The sequence below is a fragment of the Streptosporangium sp. NPDC001681 genome (genome assembly GCF_040298085.1).
Lineage (GTDB): Bacteria > Actinomycetota > Actinomycetes > Streptosporangiales > Streptosporangiaceae > Streptosporangium.
Window position 1 is genome coordinate 1 of the sequence record NZ_JBEOZN010000060.1, and the last position, 25,387, is coordinate 25,387.

The 25,387-nt window shown below is 68.6% G+C and carries 20 protein-coding genes; 4 read left to right on the top strand and 16 right to left on the bottom strand.

Features of this window, described 5'->3' with window-relative positions; all coding sequences use genetic code 11:
* The coding region (locus tag ABT130_RS25660) for a type I polyketide synthase (RefSeq protein WP_350959332.1) at positions 1-3,077 on the bottom strand (3,077 nt) is incomplete at its 3' end.
* 773 nt (positions 3,078-3,850) lie between these two features.
* On the opposite strand from ABT130_RS25660, the gene kstD reads away from it, so the two are divergent.
* Positions 3,851-5,584, top strand: coding sequence for a 3-oxosteroid 1-dehydrogenase (kstD, locus tag ABT130_RS25665; RefSeq protein ID WP_350959335.1), 1,734 nt, complete (start codon positions 3,851-3,853; stop codon positions 5,582-5,584).
* Between the two features lie 233 nt (positions 5,585-5,817).
* On the opposite strand, the gene ABT130_RS25670 is transcribed toward kstD, so the two are convergent.
* Entirely contained in the window at positions 5,818-6,549 is a 732-nt protein-coding gene (locus tag ABT130_RS25670; protein ID WP_350923959.1) for an SDR family NAD(P)-dependent oxidoreductase, read from the bottom strand.
* 69 nt (positions 6,550-6,618) lie between these two features.
* On the opposite strand from ABT130_RS25670, the gene ABT130_RS25675 reads away from it, so the two are divergent.
* Together ABT130_RS25675 and ABT130_RS25680 are read left to right on the top strand one after the other, a co-directional pair.
* Complete coding sequence (locus ABT130_RS25675) at positions 6,619-7,218, top strand: TetR/AcrR family transcriptional regulator (RefSeq protein ID WP_350959338.1); 600 nt, start codon at positions 6,619-6,621, stop codon at positions 7,216-7,218.
* 81 nt (positions 7,219-7,299) lie between these two features.
* Entirely contained in the window at positions 7,300-8,049 is a 750-nt protein-coding gene (locus ABT130_RS25680) for a Mut7-C RNAse domain-containing protein (RefSeq protein WP_350959341.1), read from the top strand.
* Positions 8,050-8,104: 55 nt separating this feature from the next.
* On the opposite strand, the gene ABT130_RS25685 is transcribed toward ABT130_RS25680, so the two are convergent.
* The 9 genes from ABT130_RS25685 to aspS form a co-directional block, all read right to left on the bottom strand.
* Complete coding sequence (locus ABT130_RS25685; protein ID WP_350923953.1) at positions 8,105-8,299, bottom strand: ferredoxin; 195 nt, start codon at positions 8,297-8,299, stop codon at positions 8,105-8,107.
* Positions 8,300-8,337: 38 nt separating this feature from the next.
* Complete coding sequence (locus ABT130_RS25690; protein WP_350959344.1) at positions 8,338-9,564, bottom strand: cytochrome P450; 1,227 nt, start codon at positions 9,562-9,564, stop codon at positions 8,338-8,340.
* Positions 9,565-9,821: 257 nt separating this feature from the next.
* Complete coding sequence (locus ABT130_RS25695; protein WP_350923949.1) at positions 9,822-10,481, bottom strand: TetR/AcrR family transcriptional regulator; 660 nt, start codon at positions 10,479-10,481, stop codon at positions 9,822-9,824.
* Positions 10,475-11,698 carry a cytochrome P450 gene (locus ABT130_RS25700; RefSeq protein WP_350959347.1) on the bottom strand — a complete coding sequence of 408 codons (1,224 nt, stop codon included), beginning with the start codon at positions 11,696-11,698 and terminating at the stop codon, positions 10,475-10,477. The genes ABT130_RS25695 and ABT130_RS25700 overlap by 7 nt, the downstream gene beginning before the upstream one ends.
* 363 nt (positions 11,699-12,061) lie before the next feature.
* Positions 12,062-13,207 (bottom strand): alpha/beta fold hydrolase, encoded by a 1,146-nt coding sequence (locus ABT130_RS25705; protein WP_350959350.1) that lies wholly within the window; start codon positions 13,205-13,207, stop codon positions 12,062-12,064.
* A gap of 42 nt (positions 13,208-13,249) precedes the next feature.
* Entirely contained in the window at positions 13,250-13,918 is a 669-nt protein-coding gene (locus ABT130_RS25710; RefSeq protein WP_350923976.1) for a response regulator, read from the bottom strand.
* On the bottom strand, positions 13,915-15,765 hold the full coding sequence (locus ABT130_RS25715; RefSeq protein ID WP_350959353.1) for a sensor histidine kinase: 1,851 nt from the start codon (positions 15,763-15,765) through the stop codon (positions 13,915-13,917). Before ABT130_RS25715 ends, ABT130_RS25710 begins: the two co-directional genes overlap by 4 nt.
* Positions 15,766-15,920: 155 nt before the next feature.
* The gene (locus tag ABT130_RS25720) at positions 15,921-16,127 is read right to left on the bottom strand and encodes a hypothetical protein (protein WP_350959356.1); all 207 of its coding nucleotides are present in this window, start codon (positions 16,125-16,127) and stop codon (positions 15,921-15,923) included.
* 241 nt (positions 16,128-16,368) lie between these two features.
* Complete coding sequence (aspS, locus tag ABT130_RS25725) at positions 16,369-17,673, bottom strand: aspartate--tRNA(Asn) ligase (RefSeq protein WP_350959359.1); 1,305 nt, start codon at positions 17,671-17,673, stop codon at positions 16,369-16,371.
* Positions 17,674-18,460: 787 nt separating this feature from the next.
* Between aspS and ABT130_RS25730 the strand changes: the two genes are divergently transcribed.
* Entirely contained in the window at positions 18,461-19,939 is a 1,479-nt protein-coding gene (locus ABT130_RS25730; RefSeq protein ID WP_350959362.1) for a hypothetical protein, read from the top strand.
* 443 nt (positions 19,940-20,382) lie between these two features.
* Here ABT130_RS25730 and efeB read toward each other — a convergent pair whose 3' ends face one another.
* The 5 genes from efeB to ABT130_RS25755 all read right to left on the bottom strand — a co-directional run bounded on the left by efeB (position 20,383) and on the right by ABT130_RS25755 (position 25,303).
* Positions 20,383-21,636: an iron uptake transporter deferrochelatase/peroxidase subunit gene (gene efeB, locus ABT130_RS25735; protein WP_350923920.1), complete on the bottom strand. Its 1,254-nt coding sequence runs from the start codon at positions 21,634-21,636 to the stop codon at positions 20,383-20,385.
* Between the two features lie 28 nt (positions 21,637-21,664).
* Positions 21,665-22,810, bottom strand: coding sequence for an iron uptake system protein EfeO (gene efeO, locus ABT130_RS25740; protein ID WP_350959365.1), 1,146 nt, complete (start codon positions 22,808-22,810; stop codon positions 21,665-21,667).
* 21 nt (positions 22,811-22,831) lie between these two features.
* Positions 22,832-23,683, bottom strand: a complete 852-nt coding sequence (gene efeU, locus ABT130_RS25745) for an iron uptake transporter permease EfeU (RefSeq protein ID WP_350959368.1) — start codon at positions 23,681-23,683, stop codon at positions 22,832-22,834.
* A gap of 182 nt (positions 23,684-23,865) precedes the next feature.
* The gene (locus ABT130_RS25750; RefSeq protein WP_350959371.1) at positions 23,866-24,528 is read right to left on the bottom strand and encodes a TetR/AcrR family transcriptional regulator; all 663 of its coding nucleotides are present in this window, start codon (positions 24,526-24,528) and stop codon (positions 23,866-23,868) included.
* Complete coding sequence (locus tag ABT130_RS25755; protein ID WP_350959374.1) at positions 24,518-25,303, bottom strand: SDR family NAD(P)-dependent oxidoreductase; 786 nt, start codon at positions 25,301-25,303, stop codon at positions 24,518-24,520. The genes ABT130_RS25750 and ABT130_RS25755 overlap by 11 nt, the downstream gene beginning before the upstream one ends.
* Positions 25,304-25,387: the final 84 nt, after the last annotated feature.

Below are 25,387 nucleotides of genomic sequence, written 5' to 3' on the forward strand. Positions count from 1 at the left end.
TACACGCCGGTCCGGGTGCCGCCCAGCGACGACGGCGGGATCCCGGCCCGCTCCACCGCCTCCCAGGTCACCTCCAGCGCCAGCCGCTGCTGCGGATCCATCGCCAGCGCCTCACGCGGCGAGATCCCGAAGAAGTCGCTGTCGAACCCGGCCGCATCGGCCAGGAATCCGCCTTGCTGCGGCAGCGTTGACAACGCGTCGAGATCCCAGCCACGGTCGACCGGGAACGCGGAGATCGCGTCGGCACCGGAGTCCATGAGACGCCAGAGCGCGGCCGGCGAGTCCACTCCTCCCGGCAGACGGCATGCCATTCCCACGATCACCACGGGATCGTCGTCGCCGGCTACCGGCTCTTGGTTCACCCGGACCGGCTCCGATCCGTCGGCAAGAGAGTCCAGGTAGGACGTCAACACCGCCGGAGTCGGATGGTTGTAGATCACCGTGGTGGACAGCGAGAGCCCGGTCGCGGCGACGAGTCTCGCCCGCAGGTCGGCCGCGGTGACCGAGTCGATGCCGAGTTCTTTGAACGTGGCAGTGGGGTCGAGGTCGGTGTGGCCGAGCACGGCGCCGATCTCGGCGGCGACGATTCCGGCCATGTTCACCGCGGCCGGCCGCTCGGCCTTCTCCGGCTCATCAAGCCAGTACCGCCGGCGCTGGAAGACATAGCCCGGCAACCGAACGCGGCGCCCGGCATCGAACACCGCGTGCCAGTCCACGGTGACGCCGTGGGTGTACGCGGTCGCCAAGGACAACAGGAACCTGTCGAGTCCTCCGTCGTCGCGGCGCAGTGTGCCCACCACCGAGACATCACCCTCTATCGAGGGCGTCAGCACCGGATGCGGGCTCATCTCCAGGAAGACCTCGTGCCCGGCGGCTTTCAGCGCATCCGTCGCCGCCTCGAACTCAACGGTCTGGCGCAGGTTGCGCACCCAGTAGTCGCCGTCCAGCACTTCGCTGCCGTCCACCGTGGACTGGATGGGAATCCGAGGTTCCTGTGGTCGTATCGGGGCGAGCAGCTCGGCCAGTTCCGCCATGACAGGTTCGACCTGTGCCGTGTGGGAGGCGTAGTCGACACCGATCAGCTTGATCCTGACACCGGCTTGGGTAAGTTCGTCGACGAGTTGCCGCATCGGACCAGGTTCACCTGCCACGACGACGGATTTGGGGCCGTTGACCGCCGCGACCGAGATTACCGGCGGGAGCAACGGTCGCAGCTCGTCGAGGGACATCGCGACCGATGCCATCCTCCCGCGACCGGCAAGCCCCGCACCGATGACCTTGCTGCGCATGGCGACGACACGCGCACCATCCTCTATGGACAACACGCCGGCCACATTCGCTGCGGCGATCTCGCCCTGGGAGTGACCGACGAGCGCTGCGGGCTCGACACCGTAGGAACGCCAGAGCGCGGCGGCGGAGACCATGAACGCCCAGAGCACCGGCTGCACGACGTCCACTCGGGCGAGCGCGGCTTCGTCGTCGAGCACGCTGAACGGATCCCAGGTCACAAACGATCTCAACGCCTCCGCGCAGGCGGTGTACTGCTCGCGGAAGACCGGTGACGTGTCAAGGAGTTCGGTCCCCATACCGACCCACTGCGTCCCTTGCCCAGGGAACACGAAGACCGGTTTCACCTCGGCACGGGCCTTGGCGCTGACCACGTTCGGTCCGGTAAGGGTGTCGAGAGCCCCCAGAAACTCGGTCCGGCTGGTCGCGCTGATCACCGTCCGGTGCGGGAACACGGTGCGGGTCGTCGCCAACGAGAAGCCGACGTCCGCGGGACTCAGGTCGGGACGGGCCAGAAGCTCCGCGTGCAGGGCGCGGGCTTGGTCGCGGACCGCGCCCGCCGTCTTGCCCGACATCGGCCACAACAGCGGTGCCTCGACGGGGTTCTCCGGTGCGTCGGCCCCGCGCCCGGTCGACGAAAGCACGACGTGACAGTTGGTCCCGCCGACTCCGAACGACGAGACACCCGCCACCGCACCGTCTGGCAGCGGGGTGTTCTCCTGGACGACCTGGAGGCGCCAGGCGTCGAAGTCGATCTCGGGGTTGGGTTCGGCGAAGTTCAGGCTGGGCGGAACCATCCGGTGCCGCAGCGAAAGCACGGCCTTCAGGAAACCTGCCAGCCCGGCCGCGCCTTCCAGATGGCCGATGTTCGTCTTGACCGACCCGACCAGCAACGGCGAGTCCCGGCCCGGGGCGAAGACCGCGCCGAGCGCCGCCGCCTCGATCCGGTCGCCGACCGCCGTGCCGGTCCCGTGCAATTCCACGTAGTGCAGATCGCTCGGCGCCACCCCGGCCCGGCGACAAGTGGCCCGAATCACCGCCTGCTGCGCCTCACCGCGCGGCACCGCGAGCGAGTCACCGCCGCCGTCGTTGTTCAGCGCGGTCCCCCGTATGACGGCGTACGCGTCGTCGCCGTCCTCCCACCGTTTGAGCACGACACAGACGCCGCCCTCACCGCGCACGTAACCGTTGGCGCGAGCGTCGAAGGTGAAGCATCGCCCGTCGGCGGACAGCCCACCGAACTCCTCGACGATATTGGTGCTCTCCTCGGCCATGATGAGGTTCACGCCGCCGACCAGGGCGATCTCGCTCTCGCCGCTCCGCAGACTTTCGCACGCCAGGTGCAAGGCGGCCAATGACGAGGACTGCCCGGTGTCGACGGTCAGACTCGGCCCGTTGACACCCAGGAAGTACGAGAGGCGGTTGGCAATGATCCCGCGGCCGATTCCAGTCAGCGAGTGGTGGCCGATGCGCCCGGCGCGATGGCTCAGATACGCATAGTCGTCGGCCATCGCACCGACAAAAACGCCGGTCGGCGTCCCTTTGAGGACGCCTGGAATGATTCCGGCGTCTTCCAGCGCCGCCCAGCCGAGTTCGAGCATGATCCGCTGCTGCGGATCGGTGTACCGGGCCTCTCGTGGGGAGAGTCCGAAGAAGGCCGCGTCAAAAGCCGCCTTGTCCGCTAACCGTCCCGCCCACCTCGGCCCACCGTCACCGGTCCGTTCGGTGACCGCGTCGACCCCACCGGTCAACAGCTCCCAGAACGCCGCTGGACCATCGGCCTGAGGCAACCGACAAGCAAGACCCACAACAGCTATATCCGCCGAAGTCGCCAGTTTGCTCATGGGGTTGTCTCCAAGGGGCTGGCCTCAGTTTGTGATCCACTTTCCCCGGGATTGTAAGGACGGTGTATCTAGGGCAATGCCTAGTTCTCATTCGGTCCTGAATACCGACCCGAGTTCAACAGATAATTGCTCTGTTGGGGTCATGATGGGCTCGTTTGCGCAGCTCGGCGCGTGAGGGCCTATCGGGACGGGCGAATTCTCCTGGGGGCACGCTTCGGCTGGAAATGCTGCGTCGACCTGGGTTTTCCCTGTATGGCCCAGTGCCGCGTTCGTCTTTGGCCGGATAGATTCGCAGTAGTGGGTGCCGAGTCAGCCGCTCGAATGTGACTTGCCGTGCCGAAGTTCCTTCTCACCCGCTCTTTGGGATTACTCGTCGCCAGCCGGGACCGCTCGATCAGGCCCCTCTCCATGATCAGAAGATACGCCAAGGGCGCCACCCGAAAATGGGAGCGACGGCGACGAAGCAGGGCGACCCGGCGTGGCGGAGGGACGACAGCGACGGGAACCACAGTCGGCCGGCCGCCCGGTGGCGGACATCCGGATCCGTCAAGATCGACGCCGTCCGCCGTTGACAGGCATACCAACCAAGCGCATGATTGGCACTTCTAAATAGAACATGTTTCAACAGCAGGTACCGGGCGCGAGGTGCCGGCAAGGCCGTTTCTCATGCGAAGGGTCTTCGAATGCCTGCTCACAGTTCCCATCCGACCCGCCGGCAGGTGCTGCGCGGTGCCGCCGCCGGCGCCGGGATCGCGTTCGGCTCAAAGATAATCGGCAGTGTCGCCGCCCATGCGGATATCGCTGACGCGCCGGAGTATGACGTCGTGGTGGTCGGGGCCGGGGCGGCCGGGATGACTGCTGCGCTGGTGGCGGCAGAGCGAGGGCTGAACACGCTCGTGGTCGAGAAGGCGGCCAAATTCGGCGGCTCGGCGGCCCGGTCGGGTGCGGGGATCTGGATACCGAACAACCAGGTCATTCTCGCCGCGGGGGTACCGGACACCCCGGCCAAAGCCGCCGCCTATCTCGCGGCGGTCGTCGGGAGCGAGGTGCCCGCGGGCCGACAGGCGGCGTTTCTCGACAACGGCCCCGCCATGATCTCTTTCGTGATGCAGAACAGCCCGTTGCGCTTCCGCTACATGGAGGGCTACTCCGACTACTATCCCGAACGGACCGGCGGCCTGCCGAACGGCCGATCCATCGAGCCGGACATGTTCGACGGGAATCTCCTCGGCCCGGAACTGGCCAACCTGAACCCTGCCTACATCCCGGTTCCGAACGGCCAGGTGGTCTTCAGCGCCGACTACAAGTGGCTCAACCTCGCCTTGGTCAACGCCAAGGGCGCCGCCATCGCGCTCGAAACCTACAGTCGCTGGATCAAGGCCACCGCACAGGGCAAAAAACCGCTCACCATGGGCCAATCGCTGGCCGGAGCGCTGCGGGCCGGACTGCTGCAGGCCGGTGTGCCGGTCTGGCTGAACACCCCGCTCGTCGATCTACGCGTCGACGCGGGCCGGGTCACCGGCGTGCTGGTGACCCGCAACGGCACGCAGACCCTGCTCAAGGCCAAGTACGGGGTCGTGGTCGCCTCGGGCGGCTTCGAGCACAACGCCGGCATGCGCAACCGATATCAGCAGCAGCCCATCGGCACCGATTGGACCATCGGTGCCGCCTCCAACACCGGCGACGGCATCTTGGCCGGCCTCGCGACCGGCGCCGAGGTCGCGCTGATGGACGACTCCTGGTGGGGGCCGGTGATCCCGCTGCCCGGCGAACCGTACTTCTGTCTGGCCGAGCGCACCCTTCCGGGCAGCATCATCGTCAACCAGCAAGGCATGCGCTTCGTGAACGAAGCCGCGCCCTACAGCGACGTGGTCCATGTCATGTACCAGAAGAACGCCACGGCGCCGGACATCCCCTCCTGGATGATCATCGATCAGAGCTACCGCAACCGCTACCTTTTCAAGGATCTCGCGCCGACCCTGCCGTTCCCGGACGCGTGGTACGGCAACGGTGCCCTCGTCAGGTCGAGCACGATCGCGGGTCTGGCGGCCAAGATGGGCGTCCCCGCCAATGCTCTGCAGGGCACGATCAGCCGCTTCAACGGCTTCGCCGCAACCGGCAGGGACCTCGATTTCAAGCGTGGCAACAGTGCCTACGATCACTACTACACCGACCCGGCGGTCATTCCCAACTCCTGTCTCGCCCCGCTGTGGCTTCCGCCGTTCTATGCCTTCAAGATCGTCCCCGGTGATCTCGGCACGAAGGGCGGAATGGTCACTGACGACAAGGCCCGGGTGCTCTCTCCGTCCGCTGCGGTCATCCCCGGCCTCTATGCGGCCGGCAATGCCAGCGCCGCCGTCATGGGCCACAGTTACGCCGGCGCCGGTTCCACCATCGGCCCCGCCATGACGTTCGGCTACGTCGCCGCCAACCACATCGCGGACAACCGCTGAGCAAGGACGGTCACGCGGCGATCCGGGGTTCCTATGTGCAGGCGGCCGGAAAAGGCGCGGAGGTCGGCCTCGGCCTACCAGCCTGCCGCCGGTGACGTGGTCCACGTTCACGCCGTGCCCCACCCCCGGCGAGTGCCACTCGAACCGGGACAGCACGCGCCCCGGTTCCTGCCCGACGTCCACCTGGGCACCCTCGCGCGACGGCTATTCCGGACAGGTCACGAAAAGCGGTGCTACCCGTCGCGCGTCACCCGGTAGCTCAGCTGCGGACTCACCCGGTGCAGCGCGTTGAGCAGCCTGATCTTGCCCACATAGACGTGGTCGCGATTTCGGTCGATGGCGCGGGCGATGGCCCGGGCGGCGTCCTGCGGGCTGATCTTTCCCCTGCCGCGGCCCGCGGTCATGTCGGTGTCGATGAGCGGCAGCATCGCCTCGGTGACCGCCACTCCCGACGCCGCGGCCTGTTCCTGGTAGCGCAGGCTCCGGGTGAAGGTGCGCAGGCCCGATTTCGTCGCACAGTACACCGCGGCACCGCGCTTGGGCGCGATGGCCAGCCCCGAGGTCACGTTGACGATCCGAGAGCCTGGCCGGGCCCGTAGCAACGGCAGGCAGTGTGCCGTCAACCGCAAGGGTCCGGTCAGGTTGATCGCGATCTCCCGGCTGATGCGATCGCACCCCTGGTCCGGTGTCAGGTCTCCGAGTTCGTAGACGTCCTGGACAGCGGCATTGTTGACCAGCAGCGACAGCTCGCCCAGGCGGGTCGCCGCCTCGGCGAGAAGACGCAGTTGCGTCACATCGGCGAGATCGCACGGGACTGCCGTGACCTGCGGCAGGGCGGCAGCGACACGGGCCAGAGCATCGGCGTCCCGACCGCACAGCAGCAGCCGATATCCGCGCCGTGCCAGCTCGTGCGCCAGTGCGGCACCCACTCCGCGCGACCCTCCTGTGATCAACGCCAGGGGCATGACACGCTCCTCTCACCCTGATTCGTTACGTCTGTGTATCGTAACGTATCTAGGTGAGAAGATAAGCCCATGCGTGACATCGACCGGCCGCGCGGCGGCAGACCCCTCGACAGTGACGCCTCTCAGCGCATCCTGCGGGCCACGCTCGAAATCGTCGCGGAGAACGGGCTGGGCAGGACGACCATCGAGGCCATCGCGCGCCGCGCGGGCGTGGGCCGCCCCACCGTGTACCGACGCTGGCCCGACATCGCCCCGCTGATCTCCGACGCGGTGGACATGGCCTTCGCCCAGGTGAGCGAGACCACCGAGGAGACCGACGACGTCGCCGCCGCCCTGGAAACCCTGCTCCACAAAAAGATCACCGTGCTGACGACCACCCTCGCCGGAGAGTTGATCAGACAGCTCGCACCGCATTTCGCGGCCGACGACGCCCTGGGAAAGGCCCTGTCGCAGGCTCATCAGCACCAGCAGGCATCCTTGGCCCCCATCATGGAAAGGGCCCAGCGAGAAGATCGGCTGAACCTCCCGAGCGTCGCGCTGGCCACCGAGGCCGTGCTGGGCATCATCTACCTGCGCCTGCTGACCGCGCTGCCCCCGCTCCACCCCGAACAGGCAGCGGAGCTGGCCGCGCTGGCCATAAGCCCGCGTTCAGAGTCGACGCCAACATAGATCACGCAGGCCCGGGTCACGGCCGTCACCCATCCCGCACCACAACCTCGAAGCACCTGCGGTGGATGGCATGCTGAAAGTGTGATCGAATCTGACATCCGCCTGCATATCGCCCCCGAGTTGCTCCTGTTCCTGCCCGCGCGCCGGCGAGGCGAGTGGCAGCGGGTGGCGCCCGACGGGACATCGACGCTGGGGCATGTCGTGGAGTCACTTGGCATTCCGCTACCGGAGGTGGGGCCCTTGACCGTCGAAGGCGCGGAGGTCGGCCCGTCCTACCAGCCCGCCGCCGGTGACGTGGTCCACGTTCACGCCGTGCCCCGCCCCCAGCGAGTGCCGCTCGAACCGGGACAGCAGGCGCCCCGGTTCCTGCTCGACGTCCACCTGGGCACCCTCGCGCGACGGCTCCGGCTGCTGGGCGTGGACGCGACCTACCACAACGACATGGACGACCCCTCCCTGGTCGTCGAGGCGAACCGGGAACGCCGCGTGCTGCTGACCCAGGACCACGGCCTGCTCTGCCGCCGGGCGCTCTGGCTCGGCGCCTACGTACGAGGCAACAAGGCGAACGACCAGCTCCGTGACCTGCTGGAGCGATTCGCGCCACCGCTGCGGCCGTGGACCCGCTGCACGGCCTGCAACGGGGAGTTGATCCCCGTTGAGAAACACGAGATCGATCGCCTGCTGGAGCCCGGGACCAAGCGTTCCTACGACGTCTACGGCCGATGCTCGGAATGCGGCCAGGTCTACTGGCGCGGCGCGCACAGCGAGCGCCTGGAAGAGATCATACGATCGGCCATGCGCACGGCCGACCTGGGTCCGGAGAACGGCTGAGCACGGAGCACTGAGACAGAGAACCATGGCGCAGCGTCCGGAGTCGATCTACCCGTCACTCCTCGATGTGGATGGCCAGCGCCGGGCAGACCACCGCGGCGTGCCGGACGTCGGCGGCCTGTTCCGCCGGCGGGTCCGGGTTGAGCAGCACGACGATGCCGTCCTCGTCACGCTGGTCGAACACGTCCGCGGCGGCGACCACGCACTGTCCGGAAGCGACACACTTGTCCTGGTCGATGGTCACCTTCATGAGATCCTCCTGTCGTTTGTCTGCCCTGCGGGGGAAGGTCACCAGGTCACGGGGAGTTCGTAGACTCCGTAGACGGACCCGTCGTGCTTGAACGGGATCTGGTCCAGATCCGCGGCCGGCCGCAGGGTGGGGATGCGCCGGTAGAGGGTGCTGTAGACGATCTGCAGTTCCAGCCGGGCCAGCGACTGGCCCAGGCACTGGTGCACTCCGAAGCCGAAGGCCATGTGGCGGCGGGCGTCGCGCTGGATGTCCAGCCGGTCGGGGTCGGGGAACGCCTCGGGGTCACGGTTGCCGATGTCGTTGGCCAAGATCAGCCCGTCGCCGGCGCGGATGAGCCGCCCGGCGATCTCGATGTCCTCCAGCGCCACCCGGCGCCGCCCGTTGTGCGTGATGTGCAGGTAGCGCAGCAGTTCCTCCACCGCCGAGGCGACCAGCCTCTCATCGCCTGAGTCGCGGAGGAGGGCCAGTTGGTCGGGGTGTTCCAGCAGGGCGAGCGTGCCGAGCGCGATCATGTTCGCGGTGGTCTCGTGCCCGGCGATCAGCAGCAGCACCCCCATCCGGGCCGCTTCCTGCCGGGACAGTTCCCCGGCCCTGATCCGCTCGGTCAGCCCGGACAGCATGTCGTCACCGGGGTTGGTGAGCTTCTCGCCCAACAGGTCGTTCAGGTAGCCGGCCAGCCGGCCGAGGGCGGCCGACCGCTGCTCGGGCGTCGCGTCCCGCTTGATGACGGTCTTGCTGTTGTCCTGGAAGAAGTCGTGGTCGGCGTACGGCACACCGAGCAACTCGCAGATCACCAGTGAGGGCACCGGCAGGGCGAACGCCTCGACCAGGTCGACCGGTTTCGGGCCGGCGAGCATGTCGTCGATCAGGTCATCAGCGATCTTCTGCACGGCCGGCCGCAGCGCGGCCACCCGCCTGATGGCGAACGGCGCCGTCACCATCCGCCGCAGCCGAGCATGTTCGGGATCGTCCATCAGGATGAAGCTGACCTTCGACGAATCGTTGACGGGGGCCGAGCTCGGGTAGCCGGGCCGGGTGACGTCGGCGCTGACTCTCGGGTCGGCCAGCAGTGCCCGTTGCTCGGCGTAACGGGTCACCAGCCACGGGGTGCTGCCGTCCCACAGACGGACCTTGGCGAGCGGTCCCTCCTGCTGCTTGGCCCGCAGGGTCGGGGGCGGGTCGAACGGGCAGCCCGCCGCCCGGGCCATCGGGTACTCCGGAATCTCCGCGGGGTGCTCACTCGCCGGATTCAACGTACTGGTCATTGATTCCTCCAATGGAACCCGTACCGCGACATGTTCGCGGCAGGCGTTGATGAGCACTTCCCCTCCTGAAGGGGCAGTGGTCGTCGCCGAGAGCGGTGTCGGACCGGCGTCTCTCGGCTGTCATCGCAGGGCTGATCGAGCACCTCCGGTGCGACCGGCACGCACTGGCCGGCACCGCGGCATTCGACCTCGTCCACAGTGACTTTCATGGTCAGCTCCTCCTTTGCCCGCGATTCACCGAGGCGCGAAGGCTCTCGTCATGGGCAGGGCGTGACCGGTGCCAGCCACAGCCCGACGAGCGCGTCGATCAACCCGGTCGCGGCGTCGTGCCAGCTGGACCGGGGGGTGGGGGTGCCCTCCGCGAGAGCGCGCTCACGCTCGGCGTACATGTGCACCATCAGCTGACGGGCCATGTCACCGCGCTCGGCACGCACCTCGGCCGGCAGTTCGGGAAGGCAGCGGTTCAGCCCGTCGAGGACCTGGTGCAGCGACGGCGAGGTGAGAAACTCGTCGACCATGATTTCGCGGAATGCGGGGTCGGTCATCACCTGGGCACCGAACCGGGCATACCACGTGAGGTCCCCCAAGGCGGCCAGATGCTCGGCGCTCGGGCGCACCAGGCAGGCCACCCAGTCCCGCACGTTCGAGCTGTCGCCCATCTCGGCCAGCATCCGCACGCGTACCCGCTCGATCTGCTCGGCGTGTTTGCGCACGACGGCGCGGACCAGATCGGCCTTGGTCCCGAAGTGATAGCCGACCGCGGCGTTGTTTCCCTGCCCCGCGGCCTCGCTGACCTGGCGGTTGGAGACGGCGAACACCCCGTGCTCGGCGAACAGCCGCTCCGCCGCCACCAGGATCGACTCCCGCGTCGCATCGGCCCGCTCGGCCCTGGCGGTCCTGCCGGCCATGGTCACCATCGCACCGGAACCTCACGCAACCCGCCGACGACGAGTCCCTCGACCTTGTGCAGCTCTTCCACCGGAACGGCGAGTTCCAGGGAGGGAAGCCGGCGCAGCAGCACCTCGAGCACGACCTGCAACTCGGTGCGGGCCAATGCCTGCCCCAGGCACGAGTGCGCGCCGACACCGAAGGCCAGATGGGGGTTCGGGCTGCGGCCGAGGTTCATCTCGTCGGCACCCTCGAAGGCACTCTCGTCGCGGTTGGCCGCGGCCATGCTGCACACCACGGTCGTCCCAGGCGGTAGCAGGGTCCCGGCGACCTCGAGCTCCTCGCCGAGATAGCGCGGCATGCCGAATCCCGGGTTGGCGTCGAACCGCAGCGCCTCCTCCACCGCGGAGCGCACCAGCGACCGATCCGCCAGGAGCCGCTCCCAGCGCCGCCGGTCGGCCAGCAGCATCGCCACCATCTTGCCGATCATGTTCGCGGTGGTCTCGTGTCCGGCGACCAGCAGACCCTGGCCGGTGGCCACCAGTGTCGCGTCGGACAGCCGCTCGCCGTCGGCGTCGGCGCCGGTGACGAGCTCGCTGAGCAGGTCCTCACCCGGTTCCGCGCGCTTGGCGGCGATGTGGGCGGCCATGTACGTGACGAACTCGGCCTGTGCCGCGTCGATCTCCGCCTGCGTGTACCGGGTCAGGTTGAGCAACGTGTCGGACCAGTACGCGAACCTGTCCCGGTTCGAGTCCGGAACCCCGAGCAGGTCGCAGATCACCCACACCGGCAACGGGAAGCCCAGGCTCGCCTTGAGGTCCGCCGGCCGGCCCCGCTCCAGCATGTCGTCGACGAGCCGCTCGGCCATCGCCTCCATCCCCGGTCGCAGCGCGGTCATGCGCTTGACGGTGAACCATTTGCCGATCATCCGCCGCCACCGCTTATGCCCGTCACCGGCTTGCGGTATCGACATCGACATCTCATTGTCGAACAGCCCGCCCGACTCGTTGGCCGAGATCCGGGCCGCGTCGTCCGCGTGCGTCGGCCGGGTGAACCGCGGGTCGGACAGCACCCGCCTGACGTCCTCATAGCGCGTGACCAGTGACGCCTCGTCCCCGCTGGGCAGCGTCACCCGCGCTACCGGACACCCCTGCCGCAGTCGCGCCCATTCGGCCGGCGGCTCCAAAGCCGCCTCGCCGGGAATCGGATAGCTCAGCTTCGGCCCACCGTCACCCTGACTCACCATGCCCCCTCCGAACCGACCTTCGAGTCACGATCAGTCAACCGGGGCTGTCAACTTAAGTCAAGCAACTGACTTAAAGCCTGTCCAAAATCTGTCAGACCATCCGCACCCGTACTGTCAGGCCGGAGATTTCGCCATGCCCCATGCCGAACCTGCCGTGGCATCCCCCCGCGGACGAATACCGTCGTGGTGGTGCCTGCCCTCGCCGGGATCGTGGTCTCGACGATGCACGGGCGAAACAGGAGAACGCCTCAGCGGCAAACGTCTCCAGTCGCGCCCGCACGGCCTCGACTCCTTGAGGGGTCATGTTTCCTCGCCCCCAAAGCATGTGACATACCGTCTCTTACCCGAAGTAACCAAGTCCTACTAGGGCTTAGGTAGTTTTCTCCCGAGGAGGAAGGCCGTCAGAAGCTCGCGGTAGAGGTCAGGACGGCCGTTGGCGATGGAGTGCCCTGCGCCGGGCACGTAGAGGAATGTCGAGTTCGGCAGAGTGCGCCGGTATTCGTCGGTGACCTGCCACTTGAGGTAGTCGCACTGGCCGCGCACGATCAGCGTCGGCACCTGGACCTGGCGCAGCTTGGGCCTGGGATCAGGTACGGTCTCCGCGTCTGCGGAGGTGACCTGGTTGACGTAGAAGCCGGGCTGGTTGGTGTGCGTGGGCGCGGGTGCCGCCCCGGGGCAGCCGGTGGCGTCCTTGGCGGAGATGAGCAGTTCGCGGAAGTAGGCGTCCGCCTCGCGGTCGGGCACCATGCTGTGGGCGGCCGCCGGGTTGAGGCCGAGCAGGACGTTCTGGACGAGGAAGCGCAGCGAACCGTCGGGCCCGTCCCCGTTGCCCCAGGGCGAGCCCACGCCGTCGGGATAGGCAGGCTCCCAGATCGCTCCCGGCGAGGTCAGCACGGCCCTGGCGACACGGTCGGGATGGGCCGCCATGTACGCGGCCGCCAGGGTGCCGCCCCAGGACCGGCCGACCAGGATCACCCGTTCGGCGCCGAGCGCGCTGCGGACGGCGTCGAGATCGGCGACGTGCCTGGCCACCGTGTAACCACTGACATCGTCGAGGCGCGTGGAGCGTCCAGCGCCGAGTTGGTCATAGGCATAGACGTCGAACCCCTCACCAGCCAGTTCCCACCCGCCCTCCGGGACCCCCTCACCCGGTGTGCCGGGGCCGCCGTGCAGGAAGATCACCGGGTACGGCCTGGCCGTACCCCTGGCCGGTTCGCTGACATAGGCCAGGCGGGAGCCGGTGGGCAGGTCCCAGAACCGCACACCAGCCGGAATCACCGGCACCGGCGCGGGAAACGGGAGCAGGACGGTGACGGCGACGATACCGCAGAGCACAACGGTGACACCTGCGACATACAGTGCTTTTCGCGCGACCAGCCATGTGATCGACACGATCGAGACGGCGGCCGCTCCGGCGAAGACCGGGTACACGGGCACGACCATGGCGACGCCGAAGAAGATCAGCGGCGAGAGGATCAGGGCGAGGACAGCCCCCAGGACAAGCTTCATGGGATCAACGCTAGGAAGGCGAGGAGCCCGGCTCTTCCTCCGTCAGAACGGACTGCTCCCCCGCCGCGCGGCGGGGCGGACCAGGCCCGTCTCGTACGCGGCGATGGTGGCCTGAAGGCGGTTGCGTACGCCGAGCTTGCCGAGGATCACCGCGATGTGGTCCTTGACGGTGGCCGGGCTGATGCCGAGCACCGCGCCGATCTCGGCGTTACTCAAGCCGGTGGCGACCTGCTTGAGCACTTCGGTCTCGCGCGGCGTGAGCACGCCCGTGCTGCCGTTGTACGGCGGCGGCTCTTGCGCGAATCGGTCGATAAGCCGCCTCGTGATGCCTGGGTCGAGCATGGCGTCTCCGGCTGCGACCACCCGGACCGCGTCGATCACCCGCTCGGGCTCCGCGTCCTTCAGCAGGAACCCGGCGGCGCCGGCGCGCAACGCGCCGAAGACGTAGTCGTCCAGCCCGAACGTGGTCAGCACCACCACCCGCGTCCCGGGCACCTCGGCGGTGATGCGCGCCGTGGCCCGCAGGCCGTCGAGGCCGGGCATCCTGACGTCCATCAGCACTACGTCGGGGCGCGACTGGAGAGTCAGCTCGACCGCCGCCTGCCCGTCGGCCGCCTGACCCACCACGGTCATATCGCGCTCGGCGTCCAGGACGGCTGCTATGCCCGCCCGCACGACCGCCTGATCGTCGGCGACAAGAATGGTGATCATTCGGGTAGCCATACCCGTATCGTGCCATCAGCCATGGTGATCAGTTCCCCTCCAACCGCGTCGGCGAGGTCTCGGAGCCCGGCCGTGGCCTTGCCCTCAATGCTTACGCCACCGTTCAGGTAGGCCACGGTCACCTCGTCGCCGTGCTCGAAGAACTGCTCTGCCGCTCTGAACGCGGCCACCTGAACCGCCGGGTCCACCTCGCGGCGCTCGCCCGTGAACTTGACGATGGCGCCCTTGCGGGAGGCCAGCGCCGCTACTCCAGCCAGCGTAGGGGCCGGATCTCCCGTCTCGCCCAGCTCTTCGAGCAGGTCTCTGAGTGTGGTGAGTCCACCCCTGGCCTCGGCCAGCGCGTCGGCGAGCCTGCCCGCATCTGCCGCCGCCACGACCGCCTCCGCGTGGCGCATCGCCGTACGCCGCAAGCCGCCCGCGATCCTGTCCCGCTCCGTTCGTACGGCTGCCGCCGTCAGCTCACCCGTCGCCGTGCGCGCCTGCGCCTCCCCGACCGACCGCCGCGCCCGGATCGTCGCGACGGCCGCGCCGAGTGCCCAGGCGGTGACGGCGGGCACGGTGACGCCCAGGCTCAGCACCACCCACGCGCCCAGCCGATTGCCCGTGATCCCCGGGCCGGCCGCCAGCGCCAGCCCACCTACCGCCGCCATGCCCAGGCAAGCGGGAAGGCCCTTCCCGCTTAGTCCGATGGCGTAGAGCAGCGCCAGTTCCACCCACGAGCACCACAGGAACACATCTCCCGCGGGCGGTACGGCTCGCGTCGCCACCAGCACCGGGTAGATCGACAGCGCCACCGCCAGTGCGAAGCCGGGTGCCCGTCTGCGCCAGCCGAGCGGTAGTGCGTGGAGGGTGCAGAGGGGAAGGAGAAGCAACAGGTCGGCGGGGTCGCTGTCGAGCAGGCTGGTCCCGACCGACAACCCGACGGCCAACGCCGCCAACGCCCAATCCGCCCCCCGCCTCCCTCGCCACCCGTCCTTCCTCCCCCGCCCCCGTGTCGTCATCCGGAAGGACGCCACCACGGCCCACCCATCACCCTGGGGGCCGGCGGTCAGCGTTCCTCCGCACTCGGCCACGGCCGCCCTGAGCCCGGCCAGCCCCTTTCCCGCCCCGAAGCCGTCCTCCACCCTGCCGCTTTCCCCGGCCTGGTTGATCACCGTCACCACCAGGTCTCCGTCGGTGGCGGCGAGCTCCACCCGCACCTGCGCGCCCGGCGCGTATCGGGCGGCGTTGGTCAGCGCCTCCCGCACCACCCGGTACGCGACCGCCGCCACCTCCTCCCGCACCTCGTCCACCGTCCTGCGGTACACCACCCCGGGTCCGGCCAGCGTGTCGACGTCGGCCAACCGTGGCACCCTGGGAACGCCATCCGTGAGCGCGGCCAGTTCCCTCACCACCAGCCGCCCCTCAGCCGCCGCGTGCTCCAGCGCAGACGCCACCAGCCGCGCGTCCCCCAGCCGCAGCGCTGAGGCCGCGCCGACCACGATGCCGGTGAGCCGATGAGCCGCGGTGTCGTGCAACTCGCCGGCCAGCCGAAGCCGCTCCACCGCGGCAGCCGTCGCGGGCACTGCCTCAACCCCCGCCAGAAAGGCGGCGAGCGCATCCCGCTTGGCAAGGACCCGCCGCCGCCACCGCCCCAGCGCCCACGCCACCGCGGCCAATCCGGCGGCCAGCAACAGGCTCCCGACGACATCACGGACCCGCCACCCCAGAAAGCCGGAGACCCCACCCGTAATGACGACAAAGGCAAGCGCCACCACCCCGGCCGCCTCCGCGGTGCGCCGTACAGCCGCGCCGTACACGATCAGCATGGCGAGGACGAGCGCAACCCACTGCATGGAGGTCAGGAGGGTTCGAGGCGGCGGCAGGGCGAAATCCGGGTGTCCAGGACGACCAGCCTGATCACCACGACGGCCGCAACCAGGATCCGCCGACTTCTACCGATACTTACGCTCCCCATCGTGCATCAGTAGCACATCTGACCGCCCAATCCTCATTCAGCGTTCACGCTCCCGCCGCGCAACCGGGTGCCGGGCACGACCGGGACGGCCAGCGGGGTGGACAGCGTGGAGGCGGGCACGTTCAGCCCTCGTACCAGCACGCTCTTGCCGCCGATCTTGGTGTGCGTGTGCGACGTGCTCGGCCGCCGGTTCTCCCGGGCCGGCCGCATTATCGGCCCCGGTCCGCCGTACGCGACCACGCGTTCCGCATCGAAGGTCGCATGGGTCTTGGCAGATTCCCACCCGCCCCTAGCAGCCACAGCCTTCCCGGATCTCCGGGCAGACGGGACCGTCCCCGCGTTCCCGCTGATTCCGGAGCCGGTCCACGCCGACGGCTCCCCCGTGCCGGGCGTGGACCGTACAAAAGGCCGGCGTCCACGGACCTGATCCCACCATCGTCCGGGACGCCGGCCTCCCCCACCTCGGCCACAAGCGGGTCGTTTACGGAGCGAGCCGGTGCAGGTCGCGGGGAAAGAGGGTGACCTGGCGTATGTTCGGCACGTCGAGCAGGCGTGCCATGAACCTTTCCAGCCCGAAGGCGAAGCCGCCGTGCGGCGGCATGCCGGAGCGCATCGCGTCGAGGTATCCCGAGTACGCCGACAGGTCGCTCTCGCCGCGCGCGGTCAGCGTTCGCACGTAGTCGGCGTGCCGGTGCATCCGCTGGCCGCCGCTGACCAGCTCCAGGCCCCGGAATATCAGGTCGAACGCGCGCGAGTAGCCGGGCCGCGCAGGGTCCGGATGGGTGTAGAAGGCGCGGTGCGCGGTCGGGTAGCCCTCGACGAACACGAAGTCCGAACCGTGCTCGCGCAGGGCCCACTCCCCGATCCAGCGCTCGTGCGCCGGTGCGAGGTCGGGCTCGGCGGTGATGTCCTGGCCGGTCTCCTTACTGATCATCTCAAGGACGTCGGTGAAGTGCACCACCACTGGTCTCTCCGTCAGCGCGGGCATGGTGACGTCGAGAAGCTCAAGTGAGGGACCGGCCGACGCGCGGATGCCGGCCAGCATGCCCCCGACCGTCGCGTGGCACGCGGCGATGACGTCGCGGTGGTCCTCGATGAAGCCCATCTCGGCGTCGAGGGACATGTACGACGCCAGGTGGCGGGCGGTGTCGCTCGGCTCGGCGCGGAAGACCGGTCCGACCTCGTAGACCCGCTCGAAGACACCGACCATCATCTGCTTGTAGAGCTGAGGGGACTGCGCCAGGTAGGCCGGACGGCCGAAGTAGTCGAGCTTGAAGACGTTGGCGCCGCTCTCGGTCGCGGTACCCACGATCTTCGGGGTGTGGATCTCGACGAACGACATCGCTTCGAGCGCCGTACGGAAGCCGCCGACCGCGGCCGCGCCGATGCGGTGGGTGGCGGCGAGCTTCGGGTGGCGCAGCGCGACCGGCGCGTGGTCGAGCATCGTCGGCAGGCTCGCGCGCAGGTCGGGCCGGTAGAGGTCGAACGGGGCCGGCTCGGCGGGGTCGGTCAGTGCCTCGATCACCGGCGAGGTGATCTCGACGCCGCCCGGCGCGGACGGCTCGACAGTGACCATGCCGACGACGGAGACCGTCGTCTCCTCCGGCAGGGCCTCCAGCCGAGCGCGGACGGCCTCCTCGGACACCACGACCTGGGTCAGGCCGGCGGCGTCGCGCAGGATCAGGAAGGCGACCGACTTCAGCAGTCGGCGACGGTGAATCCAGCCCGCGACGTGTACGGTCTCACCGACGTGCGCGGACAGCTGGGTGGACAGGATGCGTTGCATGGTGGTGACCTCCTCTGGTTCGCAACGCGTCCCCTGAGAGGCGTGGGCGAGCGGGATCCTCGCGGTGCCACCACACCTTCGCCACGCCGCCGGCTTGTGCGGCGTGGCCTCTGCAAACCCTTGACGTGGGCGATTCGGCGGGACTCTACTGGGCCCGGAGGCCGTTCTTCCCCGCAGCTCGGGAGGGTCTTCGCACCCCGGCCGGAGTCCGCCTTCGCAGCTGCCGGCGGCTCTCTCCGACTCCGGTGATCGAGGCGCTACTCGTCTCCGTCATCGCTATTGACCGCCACCCTACCCGGCCCACTCAGGTCGCGCCCAGCCCATTGACCGTCCTAAGCGGACAGAATTGCCTCTCCGAAGCCGACCGCCTCGTCGGCGGAGACGATCCAGGGACGCTGGTGGACCTGGGCTGCCTCAGAAGGCGAGAGCACGAACCCTGTGGCGGACACGACCGGGAAGTTCTGCGACCGGAACCAGCCAGAGGATGTGTGGTTCCTCGCCGGAACCTTCGGCGGGACCGTGCAGCGGACATGCAGGATTCCCGCGGGGCGGAGTGCACCCTGAGTTTTCGACGAGTGGTCAGTGAGGCCCAGCGGCTACCGCCCCGCCTGTGACTGGGGCAATTGGGACGGCACCGACCTGTTCACATTGGATACCTTCACGCTGCGTCTGGCATTTCAGGCGTCCCGAGTAGCGCTGACCGTGCGGGCGTAGAGAAAACCGCCGCCAAGACGGGCCACCGGCCAGGTCACTGCTTTCCCATGTGACAGCTGCCTACCATTTCCCCATGTTTGAAGCGATCGTGGGTTTTACAGTGCTGCTGAGCATCCCTGCGGCGTTCGTGTGGGGCTCGGTACTCTTCGCGGCGCGATCAGCCCCTCGCGGCCGATATAGCCACATGCATGGACATCACCTGGCCTGGGGTGCGGCACTGTCGACGGCCGGCATCGTGGTGATGGCGCTCACGGCGTGGTCCACCCATGAAGACCAGCACTATGACGACTTCGGGTCAACAATGACCGCCCTGGCAGGCGTGATGGGCGGAACACTGCTGATCCTCGGGTTAGGACCCTTCACCCCATGGCTGCTGGGAGTGCTCGGGCGAAACGCCGTACGGCTGCCGCCGGCATTTCGGCTGGCAGCCCGTCACATGGCCGACAAACCTGCACGAACTGCTCCCGCAGTGGCGACGACAATGAGCGCGACTGCCGTCGCAGTCGCGGTGATGATCATCGCGGTTGCCGTAACGGCGCAGGCCAGGGCGGAGTATCAACCCCCGGCTCGGCCAAGCACGCTCGTCGTGGAGGGGTTCTCCGCAGGCCAGGCGGCCACCGTGCGAGCAGCCGTCCAGCACGAGTTGTCCGGCGCACCCATCGCACAGAACAATCGCCAGCGCGAGACCGGCTACCTCAGTGTGCGGACCTTCGACCATTCCGTCTGGACGGAGGCCTACATCGGCGACCAGGCACTGCTCCACTACCTCACCGGAGATCCGTCAACCCCCTACGACGAGGGCACAGCCGTAGTGGTCACGGCAGACGACGAAGAAGCCGACTCAGCACAGATCCAGTACACCTTCTCCACAACCGACCACTCGCCATCCGCCAAAACCATCCCGGCGATCACCGTCAGACCCACCGATCCCCGTGTGGGCGGAGTCTTCATCCCCGCGAAGGTCATACAAGATCTCGGCTTCCATCTGGAGCCGGAGCAGCTGATCATCGACCCTTCTTTTCATCGAACCTCGGCGATCGAGCAGGAGCGGCTCGACCGCCGACTGGGCGAGACCGCGGTCACCTACCTGGAGCGGGGATTCCAAGCTCCGACCGGCTGGCTGTACTTCGTCGCAGCGGTGGCCCTCATCGCCCTCGCCGGCGCGCTGACCGCGACCCGCTTGGCCGGATCGAGGCGCGTCCTGCTACGGGTCAGCGGCGGCTCAGCCGCGACCCTGCGGTCCTTAGTCACCTGCCGAGCAGCCTTCAGCGCGGCCTGCGGAACGGCGATGGGCGCATCCGCCGGGTGCGTCATCGGCCTGCTCCTGGCGTGGCCCATGACCGCCCCGATCGCCTGGGATCCGCCCCCACGGGCACCGTTCGAGACCCCATGGACGCCGATCGCCACTCTGGTCGCCGGACTTCCCATACTCGCCGCAGCGATCGCAGCCCTCGCCTCCCCCAGATGGCTCACCCGGTTGGACCTCACGTCGAGCCCCATGCTTCCGACCTCTCCCGGGTCGCGGTGGGCTTCTCCTACATCAAAGCCTTAAAAGGGAGCTCAGATCGGTCGATCGCGGACGGCCCGGCAGCAAGCACCACCTGATCACCGACGCGTTGCTGTCACTGGAGATCAAAAAGCCCCGAGCGATGATCCGCCCGGGGCATTCTTGCTGGTGAAGTGTGGTGATCAGGGGCAGGGTCGAACCGCCGACCTTCCTCTTTTCAGGCGTCCCATCCTTGCCGGAAGCCCTGCGATCGCACCCGCCGCAAGCCCTTGCACCCGGCTTCCTCCCTGCATGTGGACGTGATCGACGAGGGCTCGTCGGACGCCATTCCGCAGGTTCCCGTACGGGTGGACTCGCTCAGCGAGAACGACCGTGGTCTGCGGCTTGTTCGGGAACCGTCATCGGCCTGGGGCTGGAAAGAGAGCGGAGCCGGTCGAGTCGTCTGGTTCGAGGTAAGGGGTTGATCACGCCCGGCCCGGCCTCGGTGGTCAGGCGAACAGGGCGCGACCCCAGTAGTCGCCCGCGTCGCGTACGCCGGGAGGGCAGGCGAACAGGGCGCTGGAGACGTGCTTGATGTACTCGTTGAGGGAGTCCTTGCCCGCCAGGGAGCGCTGCACGGTGACGAACTGGCGATGGGGGTCGCGCTGGTAGGCCATGAAGAACAGGCCGGCGTCCAGCCGGCCCAGGCCGTCGGAGCCGTCCACGTAGTTATAGCCGCGGCGCAGCAGGTGCGCACCGCCGTTGTGGGACGGGTGGGCGAGCCGTACATGCGCGTCGTCGAAGATCAGGGCCTTCCCGTCGGGGCCCTTGGCCTCGAAGTCGATCAGGTCGAACTCGTTCTTCTTGCCCAGCGGGGCGCCCTCTCCCTTGTCCCGGCCGAAGATCTGCTCCTGCTCGGCCAGCGGTGCCCGGTCCCAGGTCTCGACCAGCATCCGGATCTTGCGGGTGACCAGGTAACTGCCGCCGGCCATCCAGTCGGGGCCGTCACCGGGCCCCACCCAGAGCTGCTCCTTCAGCAGCGCCACGTCCTCCAGCTTGAGGTTGGCCGTGCCGTCCTTGAACCCCATCAGGTTGCGCGGCGTCGCCTGCGCGCGCGAGGTCGACGAGGTGCGGCCGAAGCCGAGCTGGGACCAGCGCACCGAGACCCGGCCGAAGCCGATGCGCGCCAGGTTACGGATGGCGTGCACCGCCACCTGCGGGTCGTGCGCGCACGCCTGCACGCACAGGTCACCGCCGGAGATCTCCGGCAGCAGCGCGTCGCCGGGCAGGTGCGGCAGGTCGGCCAGCGCGGCCGGCCTGCGCGAAGCCAGCCCGAACCGGTCGTCGAAGAGCGATCCACCGAAGCCGACGGTCAGCGTCAGCCCGGAGGCGGGCAGGCCGAGCGCCTCGCCGGTGTCGTCCGGCGGCGCCTCCGGCTGGCCGCCGACCGCGCCGAAGGTGCCCGCCTCCTGGCCTTGGGTCATCCTGGCCGCGGCGGCGGTCCACTCCTGGAGCAGCTCGGCCAGCTCCGCCTTCTTCTCGGTGATGACGTCAAAGGAGACGAAGTGCAGCCGGTCCTGTGCCGGGGTGACGATGCCCGCCTGGTGCTCGCCGTAGAAGGGGACCGCGTCGGAGACGGAGGCGACCGTGGTGGGCGCGGGCTCGTCACCGATCCCACGCACCGCGATCACACCCGCACCGGCGACCGCCACGCCGGCCGCCCCCATGCCGAACAGCTTCCTGCGGCTGATCCGCTCGCTCATCGCACCTCTCCCCCACCTGGAACGATCGTTACTTTGCCACCACCGCGGCGATCTTACTGATCGGCTCGGCGAGCGCGTTGATCGCGTCTGACAGCTTCTTGAGGTCGTCCTTGGACAGCTCGGTGTGCAGCTTCCAGCCGTCGCCCTTCTGGTGCGCGCCGAGCGCGGCCTCGGCCCCGGCGAACTTCTCGTCCAGCGTCTTCACCAGTTCGGGGGCGCGCTCCTCCAGAACGGGACGGAGCGACTGAACCGCGGCCTTGGAACCCTGCAGGTTGGCGTCGAAGTCCCACAGGTCGGTGTGCGAGTAGCGGTCCTCCTCACCGGTGATCTTCCCGGAGGCCACCTCGTCGAGCAGGCCCTTGGCACCGTTGGCCAGCAGCACCGGCGACAGCTCGGCGGAGTTGGACTGCTCCACGATGGTCTTGATGTCGGCCATCAGCTTGTCGGCGATCGGGCCGTCCTTGCTGATGTCCTTCTTGACCCAGAGGTCCTTCTCGATCCGGTGGAAGCCGGTCCACTCCTCCCCCTCGGCCACGTCGTTCTCCCGGGCGTCGATGGCCGGGTCGAGGTCGCCGAAGATCTCCGCGACCGGCTCGATCCGCTCCCAGTAGGTGCGGGAGACCGGGAAGAGCGCCTTGGCCTTCTCGATGTCCTCGGCCTTGACCGCGTCGACGAACTCCTGCGCCTTGATCAGCAGCGTGTCGCTCTGCGACTTGATGTAGCGCTTGTAGCTGGCGGTCGCCTCGGCGAGCTGGGCGTCGTCGCTGAGCGGCTTGTGCTCGCCGGTGACCTTGAGCGGGCTGCGGACACCCTTGCCGACCATGCCGGGCTTGCAGGTGGCCTCGTAGCTGCCGGCCGGCAGCTCGACGATCACCTCGCGGGTCAGGCCCGGCACGATGTTCTCCACCTCGCCCATGACCCGGTCACCGGGTGCGTAGACGTAGAACTCGGTGACCTTGGCACCGCCGTTGGTGATCGCGAACGTCGAGGTGCCCGCGGCCAGCTCGGTGACGGCGACCTTGCACTCGGTGTCGGTGGCGGCCACCGCGACGGGGCCGCCCTTGGCCGGGGCGGCGGAGGCGCCCGTGCCCGTGGCCGTGGTGGGCTCGGAGGAGCAGGCCACGAGGCCGGTGAGAGCGAGTGCACCCGCGGCGATGGCAAGGAAAGTACGCATGATCGTCCTGTTCAGGCGGTTTCAGCCCGCGGGCTGCGGGTCGGTCGAGGGGGTGGCGGGTGAGGGCGTCGGGCGGCTACGCCACGGTCGCAGGAAGAGGATAAGCGTGGGCACCGCGTAGACGGCCCATGCCAACATCTCCAGCACGCTCGGCTGCGGAGTGATGTTGAACATCCCGGACAGCAGGGTGCCGTACCAGGAGTCGGCGGGCAGCACGCCGCTGATGTCGAAGGCGTAGGTGGACAGGCCCGGCAGGATGGCGGCCTCCTGCAGGTCGTGCACGCCGTACTTGAAGATTCCGGCGGCGACCAGGATCAGCAGGAGACCGGTCCAGGTGAAGAACCTGGTCAGGTTGATCCGCATCGCGCTGCGGTAGATGGCCCAGCCCAGCACGACCGAGGTGATCAGGCCCAGGCTGATCCCGATCAGCGGGACGGCGGTGGTGGTGGCGCCCTGCACCGAGGCGAAGAACAGCAGCGCGGTCTCCAGGCCCTCGCGCGCCACGGCGAGGAAGGCCATCACGGCCACCGCGAGCGCGCCGACCTCCAGGGCCTCGCTCAGCTTGGCGCGCAGGTCACCGGAGATGGTGCGGGCGGCACCCCGCATCCAGAAGATCATCCAGGTGACGAACACGGTGGCCAGCAGCGAGGTCGTCGCATCGAACAACTCCTGCTGCCGGTGCTCCAGATGGGCGACGGTGAAGGTGAGCAGCGCGCCGAACGCGATCGACAGCACGAGAGCGGCGCCGACCCCGGCCCAGACGAGGGGAAGCCGGTCACGTCGATCGCTTTTGACGAGGAGGGCGACGAGCACGGAGACGACGAGGGCGCCCTCCAAGCCTTCGCGTAACCCGATGAGATAGCTGGCGAACACCGTCACTCCATGAGATGGAAAGCCTTACCTAAATTAGGGCAGGGCAACCTTACTCTTCACAAGGAGGTAATTCCCACAGGGGTACGAAAGACATGAACAGGGCGGTGATAATGCCGTATGCGTACGATCAAGTGATTCACGCCACCTTGGGGCGTTCCACCCTTGGCACCTCGTGCCCTCTCCTACCTCGTCACCGAGGCCTCTGCGGCCTCGGCGGCCCGCAGGGATCGCCAGATCCGCTCGGGAAGCAGCCGGGACGCCTCGTCCAGGTCGATGCCGGGGGCCCCGGCCAGCCAGCGGCGGGCCGTCTCCGCGACCGGGCCGACGACCAGCATCTCGATCAACTCGTCGGGCAGTCCCACGACCAGCCCCGCCTCGACGTACGGTCGCAGCCAGCCCAGGATCCAGGTCAGCCTGGGTTCCCTCTCCGCCGCGATCAGATCCACGTGCGCGGCCAGGAAGTCGGCGTAGGCGGAGGCGTGGACGAAGCGCGCGGCGGCCCTGTGCTCGCGGGTGAAACCGAGATATCCGGTGACCACGGCCTGGACGCCGGCGGCGGCCCGCGCCTCCGTGCCGTCACGGGGGCCTCCCTCCTGCCCCTGCGGCACCGCGTCGAGTGCGGCGATGACGGCGTCGAGCAGGTCGGACAGGCAGCGCGCGTAGAGGGCGGCCGCCAGCCCGTCGAAGCTGCCGAAGTGGTGGTAGAGGCTTCCGACGCTGACGCCGCTGGTAGCGGTCACCGCCGTCATGGTGAAGCCGTCGGCGCCCTTCTCCGCGTAGAGGTCCAGTGCCGCCGCCAGCAGCCGCTCCCGGGTCTCCTCGCCGCGCCGCTGTCTAGGCGACACCGGTCAGCTCCGCGGCCTGCGTCCACAGTTTCCCCGCCCACGCGAGGTCAGCGGCCACGGAGGCGAGGGGCAGTTCACGGTCGACGTCGAAGTACCGTCCGGTGCCGGCCTGGTCGAGCGCCAGCCGTACGACCGGAGCCGCGCCGTCGGCCGGTGCCTTCCACAGCAGCTTCGCGGTCTTCAGCAGCACCCCCACCGGGCCGCCCCGGTCGCCGAGCCCGGTCCTGATCACTCCGGGGTGGACGGCGTCGATCGTGATGCCCTGCGGCTTCCAGCGCTCGGCCCACAGCGGCATCAGCGCCAGGTTGCAGAGCTTGGTGTCGGCGTAGGTGCGCAGGGGAGAGAAGTCCGTACCGGCCGGGGTGCGCACGAGGTCGGCACGGCCCTTGACGTACAGGCCCGCGGTGACCTGGACGACCCTGGCCAGGCGATCCTCCAGCAGGTGGTTGAGCAGGAAGGGCGCCAGGTGATTGACGGCGAAGGACTCCTCGAACCCGTCCTCGGTGAGCCGCCGCGCCGATGGCCAGACCCCGGCGTTGTGCACCAGCACGTCGAGCCGCGGGCAGGTTTCGGCCAGCGCCTCGGCGACAGCCCGGACCCCTTTCAAAGTTGAGAGATCTCCGGCGACCAGATCGGCGCCGAGCCGGGCGGCCTCGCCCGCCGCGGCGGGATTCCTGGCCACGATCACCACCCGGTGATCGCGGCGGGCGAACTCCTCGGCCGTGGCCAGCCCGATCCCGCGGTTGCCACCGGTGATGACGACGGTAGGTCCCATGGCAAAATCGTAGCCGATTCTAGAGAGTCTCTCTAGATTCGAGAAACCGCCGAACGGCCGGGCCGTGCGATCGGCGCCGCACGG

Coding starts and splice junctions, on each gene's coding strand:
- ABT130_RS25670 (WP_350923959.1), bottom strand. CDS start 6,549: ATGCCCCTGGCGTTGATCACAGGAGGGTCGCGCGGAGTGGGTGCCGCA.
- ABT130_RS25675 (WP_350959338.1), top strand. CDS start 6,619: ATGCGTGACATCGACCGGCCGCGCGGCGGCAGACCCCTCGACAGTGAC.
- ABT130_RS25685 (WP_350923953.1), bottom strand. CDS start 8,299: ATGAAGGTGACCATCGACCAGGACAAGTGTGTCGCTTCCGGACAGTGC.
- ABT130_RS25690 (WP_350959344.1), bottom strand. CDS start 9,564: ATGACCAGTACGTTGAATCCGGCGAGTGAGCACCCCGCGGAGATTCCG.
- ABT130_RS25695 (WP_350923949.1), bottom strand. CDS start 10,481: ATGGTGACCATGGCCGGCAGGACCGCCAGGGCCGAGCGGGCCGATGCG.
- ABT130_RS25700 (WP_350959347.1), bottom strand. CDS start 11,698: ATGGTGAGTCAGGGTGACGGTGGGCCGAAGCTGAGCTATCCGATTCCC.
- ABT130_RS25705 (WP_350959350.1), bottom strand. CDS start 13,207: ATGAAGCTTGTCCTGGGGGCTGTCCTCGCCCTGATCCTCTCGCCGCTG.
- ABT130_RS25710 (WP_350923976.1), bottom strand. CDS start 13,918: ATGATCACCATTCTTGTCGCCGACGATCAGGCGGTCGTGCGGGCGGGC.
- ABT130_RS25715 (WP_350959353.1), bottom strand. CDS start 15,765: ATGCAGTGGGTTGCGCTCGTCCTCGCCATGCTGATCGTGTACGGCGCG.
- aspS (WP_350959359.1), bottom strand. CDS start 17,673: ATGCAACGCATCCTGTCCACCCAGCTGTCCGCGCACGTCGGTGAGACC.
- ABT130_RS25730 (WP_350959362.1), top strand. CDS start 18,461: ATGTTTGAAGCGATCGTGGGTTTTACAGTGCTGCTGAGCATCCCTGCG.
- efeB (WP_350923920.1), bottom strand. CDS start 21,636: ATGAGCGAGCGGATCAGCCGCAGGAAGCTGTTCGGCATGGGGGCGGCC.
- efeO (WP_350959365.1), bottom strand. CDS start 22,810: ATGCGTACTTTCCTTGCCATCGCCGCGGGTGCACTCGCTCTCACCGGC.
- ABT130_RS25755 (WP_350959374.1), bottom strand. CDS start 25,303: ATGGGACCTACCGTCGTCATCACCGGTGGCAACCGCGGGATCGGGCTG.